The sequence below is a fragment of the Streptomyces sp. NPDC046887 genome (assembly GCF_040644755.1).
Lineage (GTDB): Bacteria > Actinomycetota > Actinomycetes > Streptomycetales > Streptomycetaceae > Streptomyces > Streptomyces lichenis.
Window position 1 is genome coordinate 129048 of sequence record NZ_JBEYXH010000005.1, and the last position, 16801, is coordinate 145848.

General features: G+C 73.2%; 16 protein-coding genes. 6 read left to right on the plus strand and 10 right to left on the minus strand.

Features of this window, described 5'->3' with window-relative positions; all coding sequences use genetic code 11:
- Window position 1: 1 nt before the first annotated feature.
- The 3 genes from ABZ945_RS07855 to ABZ945_RS07865 all read right to left on the minus strand — a co-directional run bounded on the left by ABZ945_RS07855 (window position 2) and on the right by ABZ945_RS07865 (window position 4721).
- Entirely contained in the window at window positions 2-2083 is a 2082-nt protein-coding gene (locus ABZ945_RS07855) for an MFS transporter (protein WP_361265619.1), read from the minus strand.
- Window positions 2084-2313: 230 nt separating this feature from the next.
- On the minus strand, window positions 2314-3438 hold the full coding sequence (locus ABZ945_RS07860) for a tetratricopeptide repeat protein (RefSeq protein ID WP_361265622.1): 1125 nt from the start codon (window positions 3436-3438) through the stop codon (window positions 2314-2316).
- A complete protein-coding gene (locus tag ABZ945_RS07865; RefSeq protein ID WP_361265625.1) occupies window positions 3435-4721 on the minus strand; it encodes an ATP-binding protein in 1287 nt (428 codons plus the stop codon). The genes ABZ945_RS07860 and ABZ945_RS07865 overlap by 4 nt, the downstream gene beginning before the upstream one ends.
- A 264-nt stretch (window positions 4722-4985) precedes the next feature.
- On the opposite strand from ABZ945_RS07865, the gene ABZ945_RS07870 reads away from it, so the two are divergent.
- Window positions 4986-5672: an HAD-IA family hydrolase gene (locus tag ABZ945_RS07870; protein WP_361265628.1), complete on the plus strand. Its 687-nt coding sequence runs from the start codon at window positions 4986-4988 to the stop codon at window positions 5670-5672.
- Between the two features lie 67 nt (window positions 5673-5739).
- Here the strand turns inward: ABZ945_RS07870 and ABZ945_RS07875 are convergent, their stop codons facing one another.
- The 4 genes from ABZ945_RS07875 to ABZ945_RS07890 form a co-directional block, all read right to left on the minus strand.
- Window positions 5740-6099, minus strand: a complete 360-nt coding sequence (locus tag ABZ945_RS07875; RefSeq protein ID WP_361265631.1) for a hypothetical protein — start codon at window positions 6097-6099, stop codon at window positions 5740-5742.
- Between the two features lie 138 nt (window positions 6100-6237).
- Window positions 6238-6441 carry a hypothetical protein gene (locus ABZ945_RS07880; RefSeq protein ID WP_361265634.1) on the minus strand — a complete coding sequence of 68 codons (204 nt, stop codon included), beginning with the start codon at window positions 6439-6441 and terminating at the stop codon, window positions 6238-6240.
- Window positions 6438-6857, minus strand: a complete 420-nt coding sequence (locus ABZ945_RS07885) for an ATP-binding protein (protein ID WP_361265637.1) — start codon at window positions 6855-6857, stop codon at window positions 6438-6440. Before ABZ945_RS07885 ends, ABZ945_RS07880 begins: the two co-directional genes overlap by 4 nt.
- A gap of 176 nt (window positions 6858-7033) precedes the next feature.
- The gene (locus ABZ945_RS07890; protein WP_361265640.1) at window positions 7034-8248 is read right to left on the minus strand and encodes a helix-turn-helix domain-containing protein; all 1215 of its coding nucleotides are present in this window, start codon (window positions 8246-8248) and stop codon (window positions 7034-7036) included.
- Between the two features lie 353 nt (window positions 8249-8601).
- Here ABZ945_RS07890 and ABZ945_RS07895 point away from each other — a divergent pair, with 353 nt between their 5' ends.
- The 5 genes from ABZ945_RS07895 to ABZ945_RS07915 all read left to right on the plus strand — a co-directional run bounded on the left by ABZ945_RS07895 (window position 8602) and on the right by ABZ945_RS07915 (window position 14825).
- The gene (locus ABZ945_RS07895) at window positions 8602-9246 is read left to right on the plus strand and encodes an HNH endonuclease family protein (protein ID WP_361265643.1); all 645 of its coding nucleotides are present in this window, start codon (window positions 8602-8604) and stop codon (window positions 9244-9246) included.
- A gap of 237 nt (window positions 9247-9483) precedes the next feature.
- Entirely contained in the window at window positions 9484-11157 is a 1674-nt protein-coding gene (locus ABZ945_RS07900; protein ID WP_361265646.1) for an alkaline phosphatase D family protein, read from the plus strand.
- A gap of 179 nt (window positions 11158-11336) precedes the next feature.
- Complete coding sequence (locus ABZ945_RS07905) at window positions 11337-13361, plus strand: FAD/NAD(P)-binding protein (RefSeq protein WP_361265649.1); 2025 nt, start codon at window positions 11337-11339, stop codon at window positions 13359-13361.
- A gap of 51 nt (window positions 13362-13412) precedes the next feature.
- Window positions 13413-13868, plus strand: a complete 456-nt coding sequence (locus ABZ945_RS07910) for a DoxX family protein (RefSeq protein ID WP_361265652.1) — start codon at window positions 13413-13415, stop codon at window positions 13866-13868.
- Window positions 13869-14234: 366 nt separating this feature from the next.
- Entirely contained in the window at window positions 14235-14825 is a 591-nt protein-coding gene (locus tag ABZ945_RS07915; RefSeq protein ID WP_361265655.1) for a VTT domain-containing protein, read from the plus strand.
- Window positions 14826-14888: 63 nt separating this feature from the next.
- Here the strand turns inward: ABZ945_RS07915 and ABZ945_RS07920 are convergent, their stop codons facing one another.
- The 3 genes from ABZ945_RS07920 to ABZ945_RS07930 all read right to left on the minus strand — a co-directional run bounded on the left by ABZ945_RS07920 (window position 14889) and on the right by ABZ945_RS07930 (window position 16730).
- Window positions 14889-15128, minus strand: coding sequence for a DUF2277 domain-containing protein (locus ABZ945_RS07920; RefSeq protein WP_361265658.1), 240 nt, complete (start codon window positions 15126-15128; stop codon window positions 14889-14891).
- A gap of 79 nt (window positions 15129-15207) precedes the next feature.
- On the minus strand, window positions 15208-16158 hold the full coding sequence (locus ABZ945_RS07925; RefSeq protein ID WP_361266003.1) for an ADP-ribosylglycohydrolase family protein: 951 nt from the start codon (window positions 16156-16158) through the stop codon (window positions 15208-15210).
- A gap of 80 nt (window positions 16159-16238) precedes the next feature.
- A complete protein-coding gene (locus tag ABZ945_RS07930) occupies window positions 16239-16730 on the minus strand; it encodes a hypothetical protein (RefSeq protein WP_361265661.1) in 492 nt (163 codons plus the stop codon).
- Between the last annotated feature and the right edge of the window lie 71 nt (window positions 16731-16801).

Here is a 16801-nt window from a genome sequence, read left to right on the forward strand (position 1 = left end):
CTCAGTGCGGGGCGGGGGTGCGGGGGTGGGGGTTGGCGTGGTCGCGGACCGGGTGCGCCCCACGCGGCTGCTCGCCCCGGGAGCCGCACAGCTCACCGCTCAACTGCTCGACCAGCTGGACCAGGTCGGTGGGCCGGTCCGGGCCCCACCAGTCGCCGAGCAGTTCGGCGAGCGAGTCCTCGCGGGCCTTGGCCAGCCGGACGGCGGTCCGTACGCCCTCGTCGGTGAGCACCAGTTGCAGGCCCTCCCGGCGTACCAGGCGGCGTTCCTCCAGCTGGCGGGAGGCCTCGCTGATCACCCGGATCGGCACCGGGGTGGTGTCGGCGAGCCGGGCCGGTTCCACGGCGCCGTGCCGCCGTACCCGCAGCAGCAGCCAGCTGGCGGCGGGCAGCAGGTCCAGCCCGGCCCGCTCGGTGATGTGCTCGTACACCTTCTTCCGGCCCTCCCGGCTGCCGAGCACCGACAGCGCGCGGGCGCACTCCTCGTAGGAGGACCGCTCGACCGGGTTGGAGGCCAGGGTCTGGCTGGTGTCCGGCGCGGTGACCGAGGCGCGCAGCCGGTCCTCCTTCAGGAACCAGGCGACCACGAAGGCGACCAGCACGATGGGCGAGGCGTAGAGGAAGACATCGGTGATGGAGGTGGCGTAGGCGTGCAGTGCCTCGGCGCGCAACTGCGGCGGGAGGGTCGCCATGGCGCGCGGGTCGGCGGCGATCCGGTCCGCCCCGGTGCCGGGCGGGACCTCCTGCCCGGCGAGGGCGTCGGTGAGCTTGCCGGTGAGCCGGTTAGTGAAGATGGTGCCGAAGATGGCGACGCCGAAGGACGCGCCGATGGAGCGGAAGAAGGTGGCACCCGAGGTGGCGACGCCCAGGTCCTCGTAGGCCACCGCGTTCTGCACCACCAGCACCAGGACCTGCATGACCAGTCCGAGCCCGGCGCCGAAGACGAAGAAGAACAGGCTCATCTCGGCGGTGGAGCTGGTCTCGGTGAGCCGGTGGAGCAGCAGCAGGCCGATCGCGGTGATCGCGGTACCGGCGATGGGGAAGACCTTCCAGCGGCCGGTGCGGCTGACGATCTGCCCGGAGGCGGTGGAGGTGATCAGCAGGCCCGCGACCATCGGCAGCATATGGACGCCGGACATGGTGGGGGTGACGCCCTGCACCACCTGGAGGAAGGTCGGCAGATAGGTCATCGCGCCGAACATGGCGAAGCCGATGACAAAGCTGATCACCGACACCAGGGCGAAGGTGCGGATGCGGAACAGCTTCAGCGGCAGCACCGGTTCCGCGGCCCGCCGCTCGACCCGTAGGAAGAAGAACAGCAGCACGGCGCCGAGCACCGCCAGTCCGATGATCTGCGGGGAGGCCCAGGCCCAGGTGGTGCCGCCCAGGGAGGCCACCAGCACCAGGCAGGTGGCGATCGAGGCGATCAGGAAGGTGCCGAGGTAGTCGATGGTGTGCCGGGTGGAGCCGGTCGGGATGTGCAGCACCGCGGCGATCACGAAGAGCGCGACCACCCCGATCGGCAGGTTGACGTAGAACACCCACCGCCAGCTCAGATGCTCGGTGAACAGCCCGCCGAGCAGCGGCCCGAGCACACTGGTCGCGCCGAACACCGCCCCGAACAGCCCCTGGTACCGACCGCGTTCCCGGGGTGAGACCAGGTCGCCCACGATGGCCATGGACAGCACCATCAGCCCGCCGCCGCCGAGGCCCTGCAACGCGCGGAAACCGATCAGCTGCGGCATGTTCTGGGCGATCCCGCAGAGCGCCGAGCCGACCAGGAAGATCACGATGGCGGTCTGGAACAGCCGTTTGCGGCCGTACTGGTCGCCGAGCTTCCCCCACAGCGGGGTGGCTGCGGTGGCGGCCAGCATGTAAGCGGTGACCACCCAGGAGAGGTGGTCCATCCCGCCGAGCTCACTGACGATGGTCGGCAGCGCGGTGGAGACGATCGTCTGGTCGAGCGCCGCCAGCAGCATGCCGAGCAGCAGGGCGCTGATCGCGACCAGGACGGTACGCCGGGTCTGCCCCTCCCCGGGCACCGGCCCGCCCCCGGTCGCGCGGGTGGTCGTCTGCTGCGCCATGGGCTCCTCCGCTGCCGCTCGCTGCCACGCTCTCTCGCCGCCGGTCCGACCCGCCCTTGTCTCCGTGCTTTCGCCGCCGTGCCTTGCTTCGTCACCGTGGTGGGGTCGGCCGTCGCCGGACGCGACGCGTACCCCTTTCCGCCCGATTCATCCCGGATACGGAATGGGCACCCGTCGCCCCCGGCGCCCTTCCCCCTCCCCCAGGCACCCTTCTTCCGCTCTTCCGCCCCTCAGACGCCCTTCCTCCGGTCGAACCACATCGTCGCCACCGTCGTCAGCAGAGCGGCCCAGAACAGCACCTGCGGAACGGTGCGCTCCGTCCAGGGGATCTGGGTGATCAGCAGCGCGCAGAGCATGACCCAGGCCGCCTGGGCCAGGACGACCCGGGGCCAGGTGCGGCGCCGCACCAGCGCGCGCAGATTGACCCGGACCCCGGCGCGCAGCCGGCGGTACCTCAGCAGGGCGCCCAGACCCCAGACCACGGCCATGGGGACCAGGTCCCAGAGCCGCTGGCCCAGCGGCAGCGGCAGCTCCCGCTGCGCCTGCCCGTCTGTCGCGAACAGGTCCACGCCCGCGGCGGCGAGGCCCAGACAGAGCAGCGCCAGCCAACGGATGCCGCGCAGCAGACGGTACGAGGCCTGGTCCAGGCCCTGCCGCATCGGCGTCGAGTCCGGGGCGGAGGCCAGCCCGTCCGCGTACAGGGTGGCGGCCCGCGTGGCGTTGACGCCGGGTGCGGAGGCGGCCTTACCGGTCCACCGGGCCAGCGCGTACTCATGCTGCGGGTCGAGCCGGAGGATGGCCTCGTCCATCTGCTCGGCGGTGGCCCGGTCGCCCGCCATGTCGGCGATGAGCTGCGCCACCTCGTAGGCGTACACCTCCTCCGGCGCCAGCCGGATCGCCTCCCGGACCAGTTCGCCGGACTCACGCAGCGCGGGGAGGATGTCCTCCCTCCGCGCCTCGCCGCCGTTGGCCTGCCCGGAGCGGACCAACGCGATGCGCCACAGCCAGTCGGCGAGCAGCGCATAGCCGTGCCAGTGGTCGGGGGCGAGGCGGATCACCTCGCGCACGACGCCCTCTGTCTCCGGGAAGCGCCCTGCCGCACGCAAGGCGTGCGCGTGCATGGTGAGCGCCCCGATATCCCCGGAGTCCAACGCCAGCGCCTGCTCCGTCGCCTCCAGAGCCCTGGCGCCGTCCTTCTCAGCGCCGAGATGGCTACGGGCGAGCTTGACCCAGGCCCGAATGTCCTCCGGGTCCTCCGCGAGCCGCCGGGCCAGCAGCTCCCGGGCCTCCTCGTACCGCTTCAGGTCGATGAGCAGGTCGGCCCGCTCCACGGCGGGGTGCGGGGCGGTGGTCACAGCTTGCGCCTCTTCTTCAGATACGTGACGAGGTCGTCGTACATCCCGCCCTCGTTGGCGAACATCGCCACGTTCCGCGCGGAGGCGAACCAGGGCTCGGCGGACGGCGCGACCTCCTTCGCCGCGGCCAGCAGGTCCTTCATACCGATCATGCGGACGGTGCCGAGGCGCGCCGAGTCCAGCAGCGCCCGCTCGGCCGCCGCCTCGCAGACATGCGCCAGGTCCGCCCCGGACAGGCCGTCGGTGGCCTTGACCAGCTTGCCCAGGTCGACGTTCTCGATGGGCCGCTCGCGCAGGTGGTAGCGGAGGATCGCCTCCCGGGCGGGGGCGTCGGGCGGCAGCACCAGGATCGTCCGGTCCAGTCGGCCGGGGCGGCGCAGGGCGTTGTCGACATCCCAGGGCACATTGGTGGCGGCCAGCACGAACACACCCTCGTTCGCCCCCGAGTCGATGCCGTCGAGCTCGGTGAGCAGCTGGTTCACCGTGTTGCGGGTGCCGCTGTGGGCGCTGCGGCTACGCTTGGCGCCGAGGGCGTCCAGCTCGTCCAGGAAGACCACGCAGGGCGCCTGGCGGCGGGCGGTCTCGAAGACCTGGTGCATATTGCGCTCGGAGTTGCCGAGCCACATATCCAGCACGTCGTTGACCGACACCGACAGGAACGCGGCGCCCAGCTCTCCGGCGACGGCCCGCGCGATGAACGTCTTGCCGCAGCCGGGCGGCCCGTACAGCAGCAGCCCGCCGCGCAGGCTCTTGCCGTACAGCTTGCGCAGCTCCGGGTTGCGCAGCGGCGCGAGGAAAGCCGCCTCCAGCCGGTCCTTCACCTCCTCCAAGCCGCCCACATCCGCCAGCCGCACCCCGCCGGGCGCCTCCACCTCCCACGCGTCGGCGTCCCCCGGGCCCTCCTGCCCGCCCTGACCGCCCTGCCCGTCCGCAGGGGCCGGCGCCTCCACGAACCGCGGCGGCACCACATCCCCGACCTGCTGCTCGGCGGCCTTCCAGTCGAACCCGGGGCGTGGGGCCGGGGGTTGCGCGGGCAGGGACGGTTCCGGCGGCGCGTCCGGGGTGTGCGTCGCCGGTGCGCCGATCGCCCGGGCCATCAGCTCCCGGGCCTGGGCGTCGCCCGGCGCGTGCTGGAGGGCCACGGCCACCTCGGCGACGGCGGCCTCCGAGCGGCCCGCGTCCAGCAGCAGCTGGGCCAGATGCAGCCGCAGGGGCAGATCGGCGGGAGCGGCGGCGACAGCGGCACGCAGACTCCCCAGGAGAGGGGAATCGCGACTCTCCACGATAGAGGAATCGTGACCCTCGGCGAGAGGGGAACCGTGACTCTCGGCGAGAGGGGAATCGTCCGACATGATCCACACCCTATGCGCGCCCTCTGACACCTCGGCGGGGCGCCCAGCCCCCTCCCCGACCGCCCCACCGGCGCCCCCGGTGGCGCACCCCGCCCCTCGTTTTGTATATTGCAGGAACAAAGTGGTTCGCCCGCACTCCCTGACCGGCGGGCGAACCGCTTCGTACCCCCGCCCCCTGCCCGGACGGAACCCTTTATGACCTCGGCCGCCCCCTCCCCCACCTCCCCCGTCTCGATCGCCGCGCGGGCGCTGCTGCTCGACATGGACGGCACGCTGGTCAACTCCGACGCCGTCGTCGAGCGCTGCTGGCGCCGCTGGGCCGTAGAGCACGGCATCGACCCGGACGAGGCGCTGAAGGTGGTGCACGGTCGGCAGGGGTACGCCACCATGGCGCTGCTCCTCCCCGACCGCCCGATGGAGCAGAACCTCGCCGACAACCGGGTCATGCTCGCCGAGGAGACGGCCGACATGGACGGCGTCGTCCCGGTCGAGGGCGCCCCCGCGTTCATGGCCGCGCTGACCGCGCTCCCGCACGCCCTGGTCACCTCCGCCGACGCCCGGCTGGCCGGGGCGCGGATGGCGGCGGCGGGGCTCGCGATGCCGGAGATACGGGTGACCGCGGAGAACGTGGGCGCCAGCAAGCCCGACCCCGAGGGCTTCCTCAAGGGCGCCGCCGAGCTGGGCGTCGACCCGTCCGACTGCCTGGTCTTCGAGGACTCCGAGGCGGGCATCGCAGCGGGCCGCGCCGCCGGAATGCGGGTGATCGGCGTGGGCCCCCGCGCGGCCGCCTACGCCCCCGACGTCCATGTCCCGGACCTGACCCGGGTACGCGTCACGACCGACGGCCCGGACGGGACCCCGCTGCTCCACTTCGACGCGTAGGTTCGACGCGTAGGCGCGTACCGCCCGAGGCCGCCGCCCCGCTCCCTCACAGGCACGTGACCACCGGCTAGGGCGCCCCGCGCTCTCTGCCCGCGACGCCGCTCCCCGGATGCTCCGCCCGGTAACGCGCCTGCGCTTTCAGCACGGGCTGGACCATCACCATGATGACGGGCCGAAGCAGCCGCCCCAGCCCGTTCGACCTGAGCAGATACGGCATCGTCGCGACGTAGCGGATCACCACCAGCGGCAGCACCGCGCCGAACAGAAGCATCACGAACCCGATCCCGGCGACCCAGGTCACCCGTTCCGCCAGTAGCGGCGCCTTCGGCCGGCCGCTCATGGCGAGCCACTGGATGAGCCGGACCTCCATATAGACATGCGCGGCTGCCACCAGTCCCCACAGCAGAGCAAAGGCCCTGTCGAACACCGCCGAGAAGCCGGCGGTGGGCGGGGCGCCGGGCTCTCGGGTGCGGGCCCGAGCAGCGGCTCGCCCCGCTCGTCCTCCCCCAGAGCGTACGCGCGCCGCCACCGACCGCACGGGCCTTCCCCCTGGGCCTCCGTCCCGCTACCACCGCTCCCCCATCTCCTCCCGGGCCACCACCACGCCCAACCGCTCCGGCCGCTCCGAAGTCCAGGCCCACGCCCCCGGCCCCTGCTCCGGCCGGAGCACATAGCCCCCCCGCCGCACATCGGTGACGATCCCCTGCCGCCCGGTGTCCGCGTCATGCACCAGGTCGCCGACCCACGGCCGCTCACGTTCCTCGCTCATCCGCGCCGCGCCCCCTCCAGCTCGGCCCAGACCCGCTTCCCCGTCGCCAGCGGCTCCGTCCCCCAGTCGGCCGCGAGCGCGTTGACCAAGGCCAGTCCGCGCCCCCGCTCGTCGTCCACCCGAGGCTGCCGGGGCTCCGGCGGCACCTTGGACCCGTCCGCGACCGAGACCCGCACTCGGTGTGCGGCAGGCCGCTCCACCGCGACCCGCACCGGCCGCCCCTGCGCGTGCCGGGCGGCATTGGCCACCAGCTCGGTGACGACCAGACCCGCGTCCTCGGCGAGCTCCGGCAGCCCCCAGACGGCCAGCGCCACCCGCACCAACCGCCGCGCGGCGGCCGCGCTGCGGGGGTGGCAGGGCAGGGTCTCGCTGTACCCGGGGTGGCCGGTGGGGTGGGGGGTGACGGTCATGGTCATCAGGCCCCACCTCGACAGGGCGCGACGCCCCTCGGTGGTGGTGTGACGAGCCCAGCAACGACACTCATGGCAACTCCGGTGAGTAGGGAATCGACTACACACCGAAGGTAGGACCGTCATCGGCGACCGACGGGTACCGGGGCGACCCCCTCGCGCGGAGGTAGACCCCGTACCCCTCAACCGGCGGCAGGCACTCCCACCCGCCGACGCAGCGTCTCGGCCTCGGCGCGCACCAAGGCAGGGCCGTTGGCGGCGAGTTCGGCCACCGCTGCCCGGGTGAAGCGGTTGTACTGCGCGGTCTCCGGCGACTCCTCGTACGCCCGCTTGAGCAGGTGCACCACGGCGAGGGGTTCCCGCTGCATGCGGTACGCCCGGGCGCTCTCGATCGCATGGAACGCCCGCCTGGTCGCGGACGGCATGGCGGCCACGTCGATCGCCTCCGCCGCCGCCACGGCGTCCCGGCCCTGCGCCAGGTCGGCACGGATCGTGATGGCGTAGGCGTCCACCATGCCGCGCCCGAAGACCAGATACGGGTGCGCGTATCCGGCGCCCAGACGGTTCGCGGCGTCGTCCGCGCGGTCCCAGAAGCGTTCGGCGTCCCCGCCGCGTCCGATCTTGGCGTACGACAGGGCCACCGCCAGCTGGAGCAGCCCCCAGCGCGCCAGCGCGTCCGGGTCCCGGTCCGGCTCCAGCAACTCGGCCGCGCGCATGGCCAGTTCGACGCGGGCCTCGTGCCGCTCACCCGCGTCGCGGAACACATGGTTCATGTACCAGGCCGCGCCCGCGATGGCGCGCGGGCTGTCGGCGTCCTGCGCCGCGCCCATGGCCCGGTCGCCGGTGAGCATGACCAGCTCGGCGGCGGGCTGGAAGCTGAGGAAGAGCTGCGCCAGGTGGTAGACCTCCGCCAGCATCGCCTGCGCCTGACGGCGCGGCTTCCCCTCGGTGGACCGCACCGCGTGCTGGACGTCGGCGAGGAGGTCGGGCAGGACGGCGGCAACCTTTGTCCGGTGCCGACCGGTGGCGTGCCACGCCTGCCAGGCATCGGTCAGCCGGAGCCGCAGCGCCGTGACGGTCTCCGGCGCCTCGTCGGCGTGGTCGAACCGGTAGGCCGCCAACGCGGCGGCCACGGCGGGCAGTCCGTCATGCACGGCCTTGGTGTACGAGGCGGCGGACAGCCGCTCCTCTCCCGTGAGTTCGGCGAGGTCGTCCACGGACAGCACATCGGCGAGGCGCAGCAGCAAGGGAAGCCTGGGCACACCCACCCGGCCCGTTTCCACCGCCTTCACCCACTCCGCGCTTCGGCCGACCAGCCCACCCAGCAAGGGGCGCGTCATTCCCCGGCGTTCACGCAGACGCCGGAGCCGCTGACCGAACGGGATCACCTCAGGCATGGGACCTCCCAGTCGACGTACCGCACTCCTCTCGACGGTACCGGTGACGACGAGGCGGCGGACCGTCCAGCCGGGCGGCAACCGGCCCCGGCGACCGGCCCCAGCACCCACCCCCCCGTACCCAACCACCCCACCCCGCCCCAAACACCCCCACACCCACCCACCGAACCGCCAACAAGCCCTGAGCGAACCGCCGTCACCCCTTGATGTGACGTGCCCATGTCGTCACCCTGTTACCCGGCGCACCCCTCACGGCAACGTCGCGCCACCAGGATGACCGAGCCGTACCCCCGCTCCCGGTGGCGCCAGCCACCCAGGGCGCCAAGGTCCCGCCACCCCCAGGGAGTTCACCTATGTCCGCTGTCTACGCGCGTCGCATATCCGGTCTCGCCGCGGCCGCCGCGCTCACCGCCACCACCCTGCTGACCGCCGCGCCCACCGCCCAGGCCGCCCCGCCCACCCCGGTCAGCGCCGCCACCGCCCGTGCCTACCTCGCCGAGCTCTCCGTCCGGACGGAAGGCTCCTCCAGCGGCTACAGCCGCGACATGTTCCCGCACTGGAGCACCGTCTCCGGCAGCTGCAACACCCGCGAGACCGTGCTGAAGCGCGACGGCTCCGGTGTGGTGACGGACTCCTCCTGTGCGGCCATCAGCGGCAGCTGGTTCTCCGAGTACGACGGTGCCACCTGGAGCGCCGCCTCCGACGTGGACATCGACCACATGGTGCCGCTCGCCGAGGCCTGGCGCTCCGGCGCCAACGGCTGGACCACCTCCCAGCGCCAGGCCTTCGCCAACGACCTCACCCGGCCCCAGCTGATCGCGGTCACCGACAACGTCAACCAGGCCAAGGGCGACAAGGACCCGGCCGAGTGGGTGCCCTCGCGCACCTCCTACCGCTGCACCTACGCCCGTATGTGGGTGCATGTGAAGCACCACTGGAACCTCAGCGTCGACTCGGCCGAGAAGAGCGCCCTGCAGTCCCAGCTCAGCGGCTGCTGAACCGCCCGTCCGCCCCCTTTCCCCTCCGGATCCGGACCGGTGTGCTGCCGCGCCGGTATTCCGGGCACCCGTACGGTGCAGGGAGAGCCACCGCGGAAGCGGCGACCCGTGTCCGCGTACCGCGGTGGCTCCGCGCGCCCCATACGAGGGCGCGCGCACAGCGCCGCGGCACGCACCTCGCGTACCGGCGGCGCACGCACCCGAGAGCCGGGTGGGGCAGGCGACGAGGAGGCCGGCATGGCGGCGGAACTGCGGCTCGGGCCGCTGCTGCGGTACGTGGACTTCGACCGCGGCGACCGGGCGACCGTCTGGGTGGAGACCCAGGGGCCCGGGGAGGTCGAGGTGCGGTGCGCGGACGGCGCGGGCGGCACCGCGCGCACCTTCCGGGTGGCCGGCCACCACTACGCGCTGGTGACGGTCACCGGGCTGACCCCCGGCACCACCACCGCGTACGAGGTGGCGGTGGACGGCGAGACGGTGTGGCCGCCCGCCGACTCCCGTTTCCCGGCCTCCACCATCGCCGCCCCGGACCCGGCCGCCGCCGACGAGGTACGGGTGACCTTCGGCTCCTGCCGCTGGGCGTCGCCCCCGGCCGGCGGCGAGGACCCGGTCGGCCCGGACGCCCTGGACTCGCTGGCCCGGCGGATCGCGGCCGACCCGGGCGGCGAGCGGCCCGACGTGCTGCTGCTGCTCGGCGACCAGGTGTACGCCGACGAGGTCTCCGAGGCCACCCGCGACTGGCTGGCCACCCGGCGGGACCTGAAGAAGCCGCCCGGGGACCAGGTCGCGGACTACGAGGAGTACACCCACCTCTACGACGAGTCCTGGCGCGACCCCGGAGTGCGCTGGCTGCTCTCCACCGTCCCCAGCTGCATGATCTTCGACGACCACGATGTGATCGACGACTGGAACACCAGCGCCGCCTGGGTGGCGGACATGCGCCGCACCGACTGGTGGAACGAGCGCATCCTCAGCGGGCTGATGACGTACTGGGTGCACCAGCACATCGGCAACCTCTCCCCCGACGAGCTGGCCGCCGACCCGGTGTACGCGAAGGTCAGCGGCTCCGAGGACGGCACCGAGGCGCTGCGGGCGTTCGCCGTCGAGGCCGACGAGGACCCCTCGCGCACCCGCTGGAGCTACCGCCGGGACTTCGGGCGGACCCGGCTGGTGATGATCGACAGCCGGGCGGCCCGGGTGCTCAAGGAGTCCGAGCGGGCCATGCTCGACGACGAGGAGGCGCACTGGGTCTGGGAGCAGATGACGGACCGCCGCTCGGAGGTGGACCATCTGCTGGTCGGCACCTCGCTGCCGTGGCTGCTGCCGCCGCTGGTGCATGACGCCGAGACCTGGAACGCGGCGCTCTGCCGGGGCGAGCGGGGTCCGCGCTGGGCCGGGTTCTCGGAGAAGATCCGGCGCGCGGCCGACCTGGAGCACTGGGGCGCCTTCCCGGACTCGTTCGAGAAGCTGGCCCGGCTGCTGGCCGAGGCGGGCAGCGGCCCGGACGCGCCCGCCACGATCTGCGTACTCTCCGGCGACGTGCATCACGCGTACGTGGCCGAGCCGCGCTGGCCGGCCGATGCCGCGCCGGACGCCGAGGTGGTCCAGCTGACCTGCTCCCCGGTGCACAACGGGGTGCCGCGCTCGATGCGGATGGCGTTCCGCTTCGGCTGGAGCGGGGCGGGGCGGGCCCTGGGCAAGGTGCTGCTGCGGCACGGGCGGGCGGGGCTGCCGCCGGTGCACTGGAAGCGGACCGGCGGGCCCTGGTTCGGCAACCAGTTGATGACCCTGTCGCTGCGCGGCCGCTCGGCACGGCTGCGTCTGGAACAGGCGGCCACCCGCCCCGGCGGCGCGAAGTCCGAGCTGCGCACCGCCCACCAACGCAGCCTCACCCGGGGCGGCGGCGCCTAAGCTCCCACCGCACGACCCTGGTCAGGGGCTGTGAACGTCCGGTGAACGTCCGGGACAGGCTCGCTGCCTTTCCCCGCATAGCGGACGGCAACGTCCTGGCCAACGCTTCGGTACGCCGGGGTACAGCGGCATGATGTCCCTTCCGTGTGCCGTGCCACCCTGTCCAGGGAGTCCGAATCTTGACGGTCTCGACCGCAGTTGCCCATGCCATAGCCCTGGTCGGCGCAGGACCCCGAGGCACCTCGGTGCTCGAACGGCTCTGCGCCTCCGTTCCGGAACTGGCGGCGGGCACCCCGCTGACGGTGCACCTCGTGGACCCGTCCCCGCCGGGCGCGGGTCGGGTGTGGCGCACCGACCAGCCGGCCGAACTGCTGATGAACACGGTGGCCTGCCAGGTGACGGTCTTCACCGACGAGAGCGTGGAGTGCGAGGGCCCGATACGCCGGGGGCCGAGCCTCTACGAGTGGGCGGCCGCCCGCCACCTCCCGCTCGGCCCCGACGACTACCCCACCCGCGCCTGCTACGGGGCCTACCTGGAATGGGCGTTCACCCGCGCCGTACGGAACGCACCACCCGAAGTCACCGTACGGACCCACCGAACACGCGCCGTCCACCTGGCCGACCAGCCCGACGGCCGGCAGACCCTCACCCTCGCGGACGGCACCGTTCTGAACAACCTTCAAGCCGTCATCCTGGCCCAGGGCCACCTCCCCACCTCCCGTACCCCATCCGCCCTGGGGGCGTACGCCGCACGCCACGGCCTGCGCCACCTACCCCCCGCCAACCCCGCCGACCTCGCTCACCCCCTCGGCGAGATCGCACCCCGCGAGCCGGTCCTCCTCCGCGGCCTCGGCCTCAACTTCTTCGACCACATGGCCCTGCTGACGGCCGGTCGCGGCGGCACCTTCGAACGGGACGGTGCCTCCGGCCGCCTGACCTACCGCCCCTCCGGCCGCGAGCCGCTGCTGTACGCGGGCTCCCGCCGCGGTGTGCCCTACCAGGCGCGCGGCGACAACGAGAAGGGGGCATCGGACCGGCACACTCCCCGGCTGCTCACCCCCGACGTCGTGGAACGTTTCCGCAAGCGCGCCGAGGCGGGCGACCCACCGGACTTCCGCCAGGAGGTGTGGCCCCTGATCGCCCGTGAGGTGGAGACCGTCTACTACACCACCCTCCTCCGGGTACGCACGGAACAGGGAGAACTGGCGACCCGCCTGACCGCCGCCCCCTACGACTCCGCCGACCTGACCGCCGTACTGGACGAGTACGCCATACCGGCGGCGGCCCGCTGGTCCTGGGACCGGATCGAACACCCCTCCACCCACCGCCCCTTCACCTCCCCCGCCGACTTCCGCTCCTGGCTGCTGGACCATCTGCGCGCCGACGCGGCCGACGCGGCGCTCGGCAATGTCTCCGGGCCGGTCAAGGCCGCGCTGGACGTCCTGCGGGACATCCGCAACGAGGTACGCCAGGTGGTGGACCACGCCGGGCTGCCCGGCTACTCCCGCCGTGAGCACCTCGAACGCTGGTACACCCCGCTCAACGCCTTCCTCTCCATCGGCCCCCCGCGCCGGCGCATCGAGGAGCTGGCCGCCCTGATCGAGGCGGGCGTGCTCCGCGTCATCGGCCCGCGCATGGAGGTACGGGCCGAGGGCGGCGCCTTCACCGCCACCTCCCCCGACGTGCCCGGCTCAGCCGTCACGGCCACCACCCTGATCGAGGCCCGGCTGCCCGAGCCCGACCTGCGGCACACCGGGGACGAACTGCTGGCCGGGCTGCTACGGGACGGCGGCTGCCGCACCCACCGGGTGGACGACCATGACACCGGCGGCCTGGACGTCACCCCGCCCCCGTACCGGCTGGTGGACGCGACGGGCCGGGCGCACCCCCGGCGGTTCGCCCTGGGGGTGCCCACCGAGGGGGTGCACTGGGTGACCGCGGCCGGGGCCCGGCCCGGCGTCGGCTCGGTGACCCTGTCCGACGCCGACGCCGTAGCCCGAGCCGCCCTGAGCACCCTCCACACACCCCACGCACCCCTCCCCCCACAGCCACCCGCCCCCACCAAGCTCCTGACCACTCCCACCACCCCCGCCGACCCCCCACCCTCCCCCGCCCCACTCCCCGATTCCGGATCCTTCTCGCCCGCCCCTCCCTCCGTTCATCATCCCGAAAGGCAAAATGTTGAACTTGCAAGCATAGATTAGGTCCCCCTAACCTATGGGCTCGTCGGTCCGTCCCCAACCGAAGGAGTCCCCATGTCCGCTCTCCCCGCCCGTCTCGATCAGGCGCGCCCCTACGCCCTGGGCCTGTTCCGGATCGTCATCGGCCTGCTCTTCCTCTGCCACGGCGCCTCCTCGCTGTTCGGCGTGCTCGGCGGCGCCCAGGGCAGTGGCGGCACCGTCCCCGTCGGCGCCTGGCCCGGCTGGTACGCGGCGGTGATCCAGTTCGTCACCGGCCTGCTGGTCATGATCGGCCTCGGCACCCGGAGCGCCGCGTTCCTCGCCTCCGGCTCGATGGCGTACGCCTACTTCACCGCCCACCAGGCCGACGGCCTGTTCCCCCTGCAGAACTCCGGCGAGGCCTCCGTGCTGTTCTGCTGGACGATGCTGCTGCTGGTCTTCACCGGCCCGGGCGCGTTCGCCCTGGACGCGCTCTTCGCCAAGGCCCTCGGCCGCAACCGCGACCCCGAGCGCGAGCCCGCCACCGCCTGACCCCACCGCCCGGCCCAGGCCCCAGCAGACCGCTCCGAGCCCTGAGCCCTCACGCACCGGCCCGGGCTCTGGGCTTCCCCGCACCGGCCCGGGTCCCTGGCCCCCCATCCACCGGCCCCGGCCCAGCGGCCCCGGCCCGCGCCCGGTGGCCCTTCCTCCGGCGATCTTCCCGGCGGTCTTCCCGGCGCCCGCTCCGCCGCCCGCACCGCCGACCTTCCCCGACCGCCGTCGGCTCATCGCACATGGCTCCAGTGCCCGCCCGGGTGACCCTCCGGGCGGGCGTTGCGCGTACGCTTTCGGCCAAGCCGCCGCGGCACGGGGACCGCCCGCAGGGAACCGGGGGCTGACCGGACCCGGGGAGTGAAGGTGCTCGAAAGCGTGGCCGCCGGCCCGTGGATCTACGCGGCGGTGGCCCTCTCCGTACTCCTCGACGTGTTCCTGCCGATCCTGCCCAGCGGCGTCCTGCTGGTCACCGCCGCGACCGTGGCCGCCGCCGGCGACGGCTCCCTGCCCGCGCTCGCCCTCTGCGCGGCGGCGGCCTCCCTCCTCGGCGACCTGGCCGCCTACCGCCTCGCCTGGCACGGCCGCTCCCGGCTGCACCGCGCGGTGGCCCGCTCCCCCCGGCTGCGCGCGGCGCAGGAACGACTCGGCACCGCCCTCGCCCGCGGCGGCGGGGCCCTGGTGGTGGTGGCCCGCTTCGCCCCCGCCGGCCGCTCCGTCGTCTCCCTCGCCGCCGGCGCCGCCCGCCGCAGGGCCGTCCACTTCCTGCCCTGGTCCGCCCTGGCCGGCGCGGCCTGGGCCACCTACAGCGTGGGCCTCGGCTACCTCGGCCGGGAGTGGCTGGGCGCGACCTGGACCGCGATCGCCGTCCCCGTCCTCGCCCTCTTCCTCGCCGGCACCCTCGCCCTCAGCCTCATCCGCCGCCCCCCAACCCCCACCCCCTCCACCGCCGGCTGACCCACACCATGGAGACCTCCCCGAGCTGACCCACGCCCGGCGCGCACATCTCGGCTGCCGCCCTCAGGCGTCCCGAGCGCCCACCCTCGCTCCGCTCCCCCGCACCTCTATCCCCTCCAGCAACCGCCGGGTCGCCTCCGTGACCTCCTCCACCGCCCGGTCGAACACCTCCCGGTTGTGCGCGGCGGGCGCCCGGAACCCGGACACCTTCCGTACGTACTGCAGGGCGGCCGCCCTGATGTCCTCTTCGGTCGCCTCCGTCGGCAGCGCGGGCGGACGGAGCGTCTTGATGCTTCGGCACATGCCTCCAGTGTGACCCCCACCACTGACAACGCCCCGGCCCAACAGCCGCCCGGCAGACCCGACAGAGCCAAGGCCGCCCCTACTCCCCCTCCCCCTCCCCCACTCCCGCCTCCAGCCGCCGCGCCAGCCCCACCAGCTGCTCCACCCCCAGCACCCGCTCACCCCACCCCGGCAGCGGTACGTGCAGCGGCTCCGTCCAACGCCCCGGCACGGCCTCCAGCCCATAACAGGCCCCGGCCAGGCCCCCGGTCACCGCCGCCACCGTGTCGGTGTCCCCGCCGAGGTCGACCGCCGCCCGCACCGCCTCCTCAAACCCGTCCGTCGTCCGCAGCGCCCACACCGCCGAGCCCAGGCACGGCCACACGGCCCCGTTGAACTCGGTCGCCAGGTCCGGATGCCAGTCCGCCGCCAGCACCACCGCGTACCTCTCCCGGTGCTCCGGCTGGACGGACCCGAGCACCTCCGGCAGCGCCGCGAGCGGGTCCCCACCCTCCAACGCCACCCGCACCAGTTCATGGAAGATCGCGGTGCCTTCCCAGGCGGCCGGGTCGCCATGGGTCAGCGCGGAGATCCGCCGAGCCGCGTCCATCGTCGCCTCCCGCCCTCTCCCCGCGAACCACACCGCCGACGTGGACGCCCGCATCAGCGCGCCGTTCCCCGCCGCACGCCGATTGACCCGGAAGTGCTCCGCCGCGGCCCGGTCCCACTCCAGTCCGCTGGTCAGCACATCCTCGGTCTGCAACCCGATGTCCTTGGGCTCGGCCACCGCCCACCGCCGAAACCGCCCGAACACATCCGCCAGGTCCAGCCCACCCCGCTCCAGCAACGACTCCCCGACCAGCACCGCCATCTGCGTGTCGTCCGTCGCCTCCCCCGGGTCCCAGCCACCACCCCCGGCCATCTCACCCCCGCACCCCACCTGCGGGAACCGCGCCGAGAACGCCCCCGCCGGCCCGAACTCGAAGGGCCCACCCAGCGCATCCCCCACCGCCGCACCAACCACCACACCCGCGCCCCGCGCCCACTTCATCCCCACATCCCTGGCCCCGAAGCGGATCTTGTATTCGTCCGGCTTGGGCGGCGGGACGGCGAGGTCCCCCCTCTTGTTGCTCAATCTGCAGGTACCTCCGGAGGCTCGACTTCCCCGAAGTCGCCCGCCTCCGGACTGGTCAGCCTGCTGTAGAGCTCCTGGTCCGCATACACCTCGGCGGTCGACTTCCATGCCGCGATCAGCGGCACGATCGGCCCAACGGTACCGAGATCGGAGGCGGCGCGTGCGGTCTCCATGAACTCGACGAGGAACTCCTGGACCGCCTTCTGCGGTAGGAAGCGAACCCACGGAAACGCCTCAGGGAACACTGCGGTCAGCATCGTCACCGCCTCGGGACTGCTCTTCATCAGCGCGACAAAGAGTCGCGTGGTCGAGTCCACGACCTCCGTGACTTGCTCGGCGCGTGCGGCTGTCGTCAGGTACAGGTCTTCCTCGTCGCCGCGACGGTGCAGCAGCAGACCCTTGCGTGGGGTGTCCTGCAGCCGCGCGACCGTGGCCACGGGGCTCTTGACGAGCTCCGAGAAGTTCGCTTCAGCTGGCATGGCGGTCATGACTTCCAAAGTAGTTCAGAACTCGGCCGGTTGTCCTCAGGAAATGGGGCGCACTTCAAGCCGGGCACCAC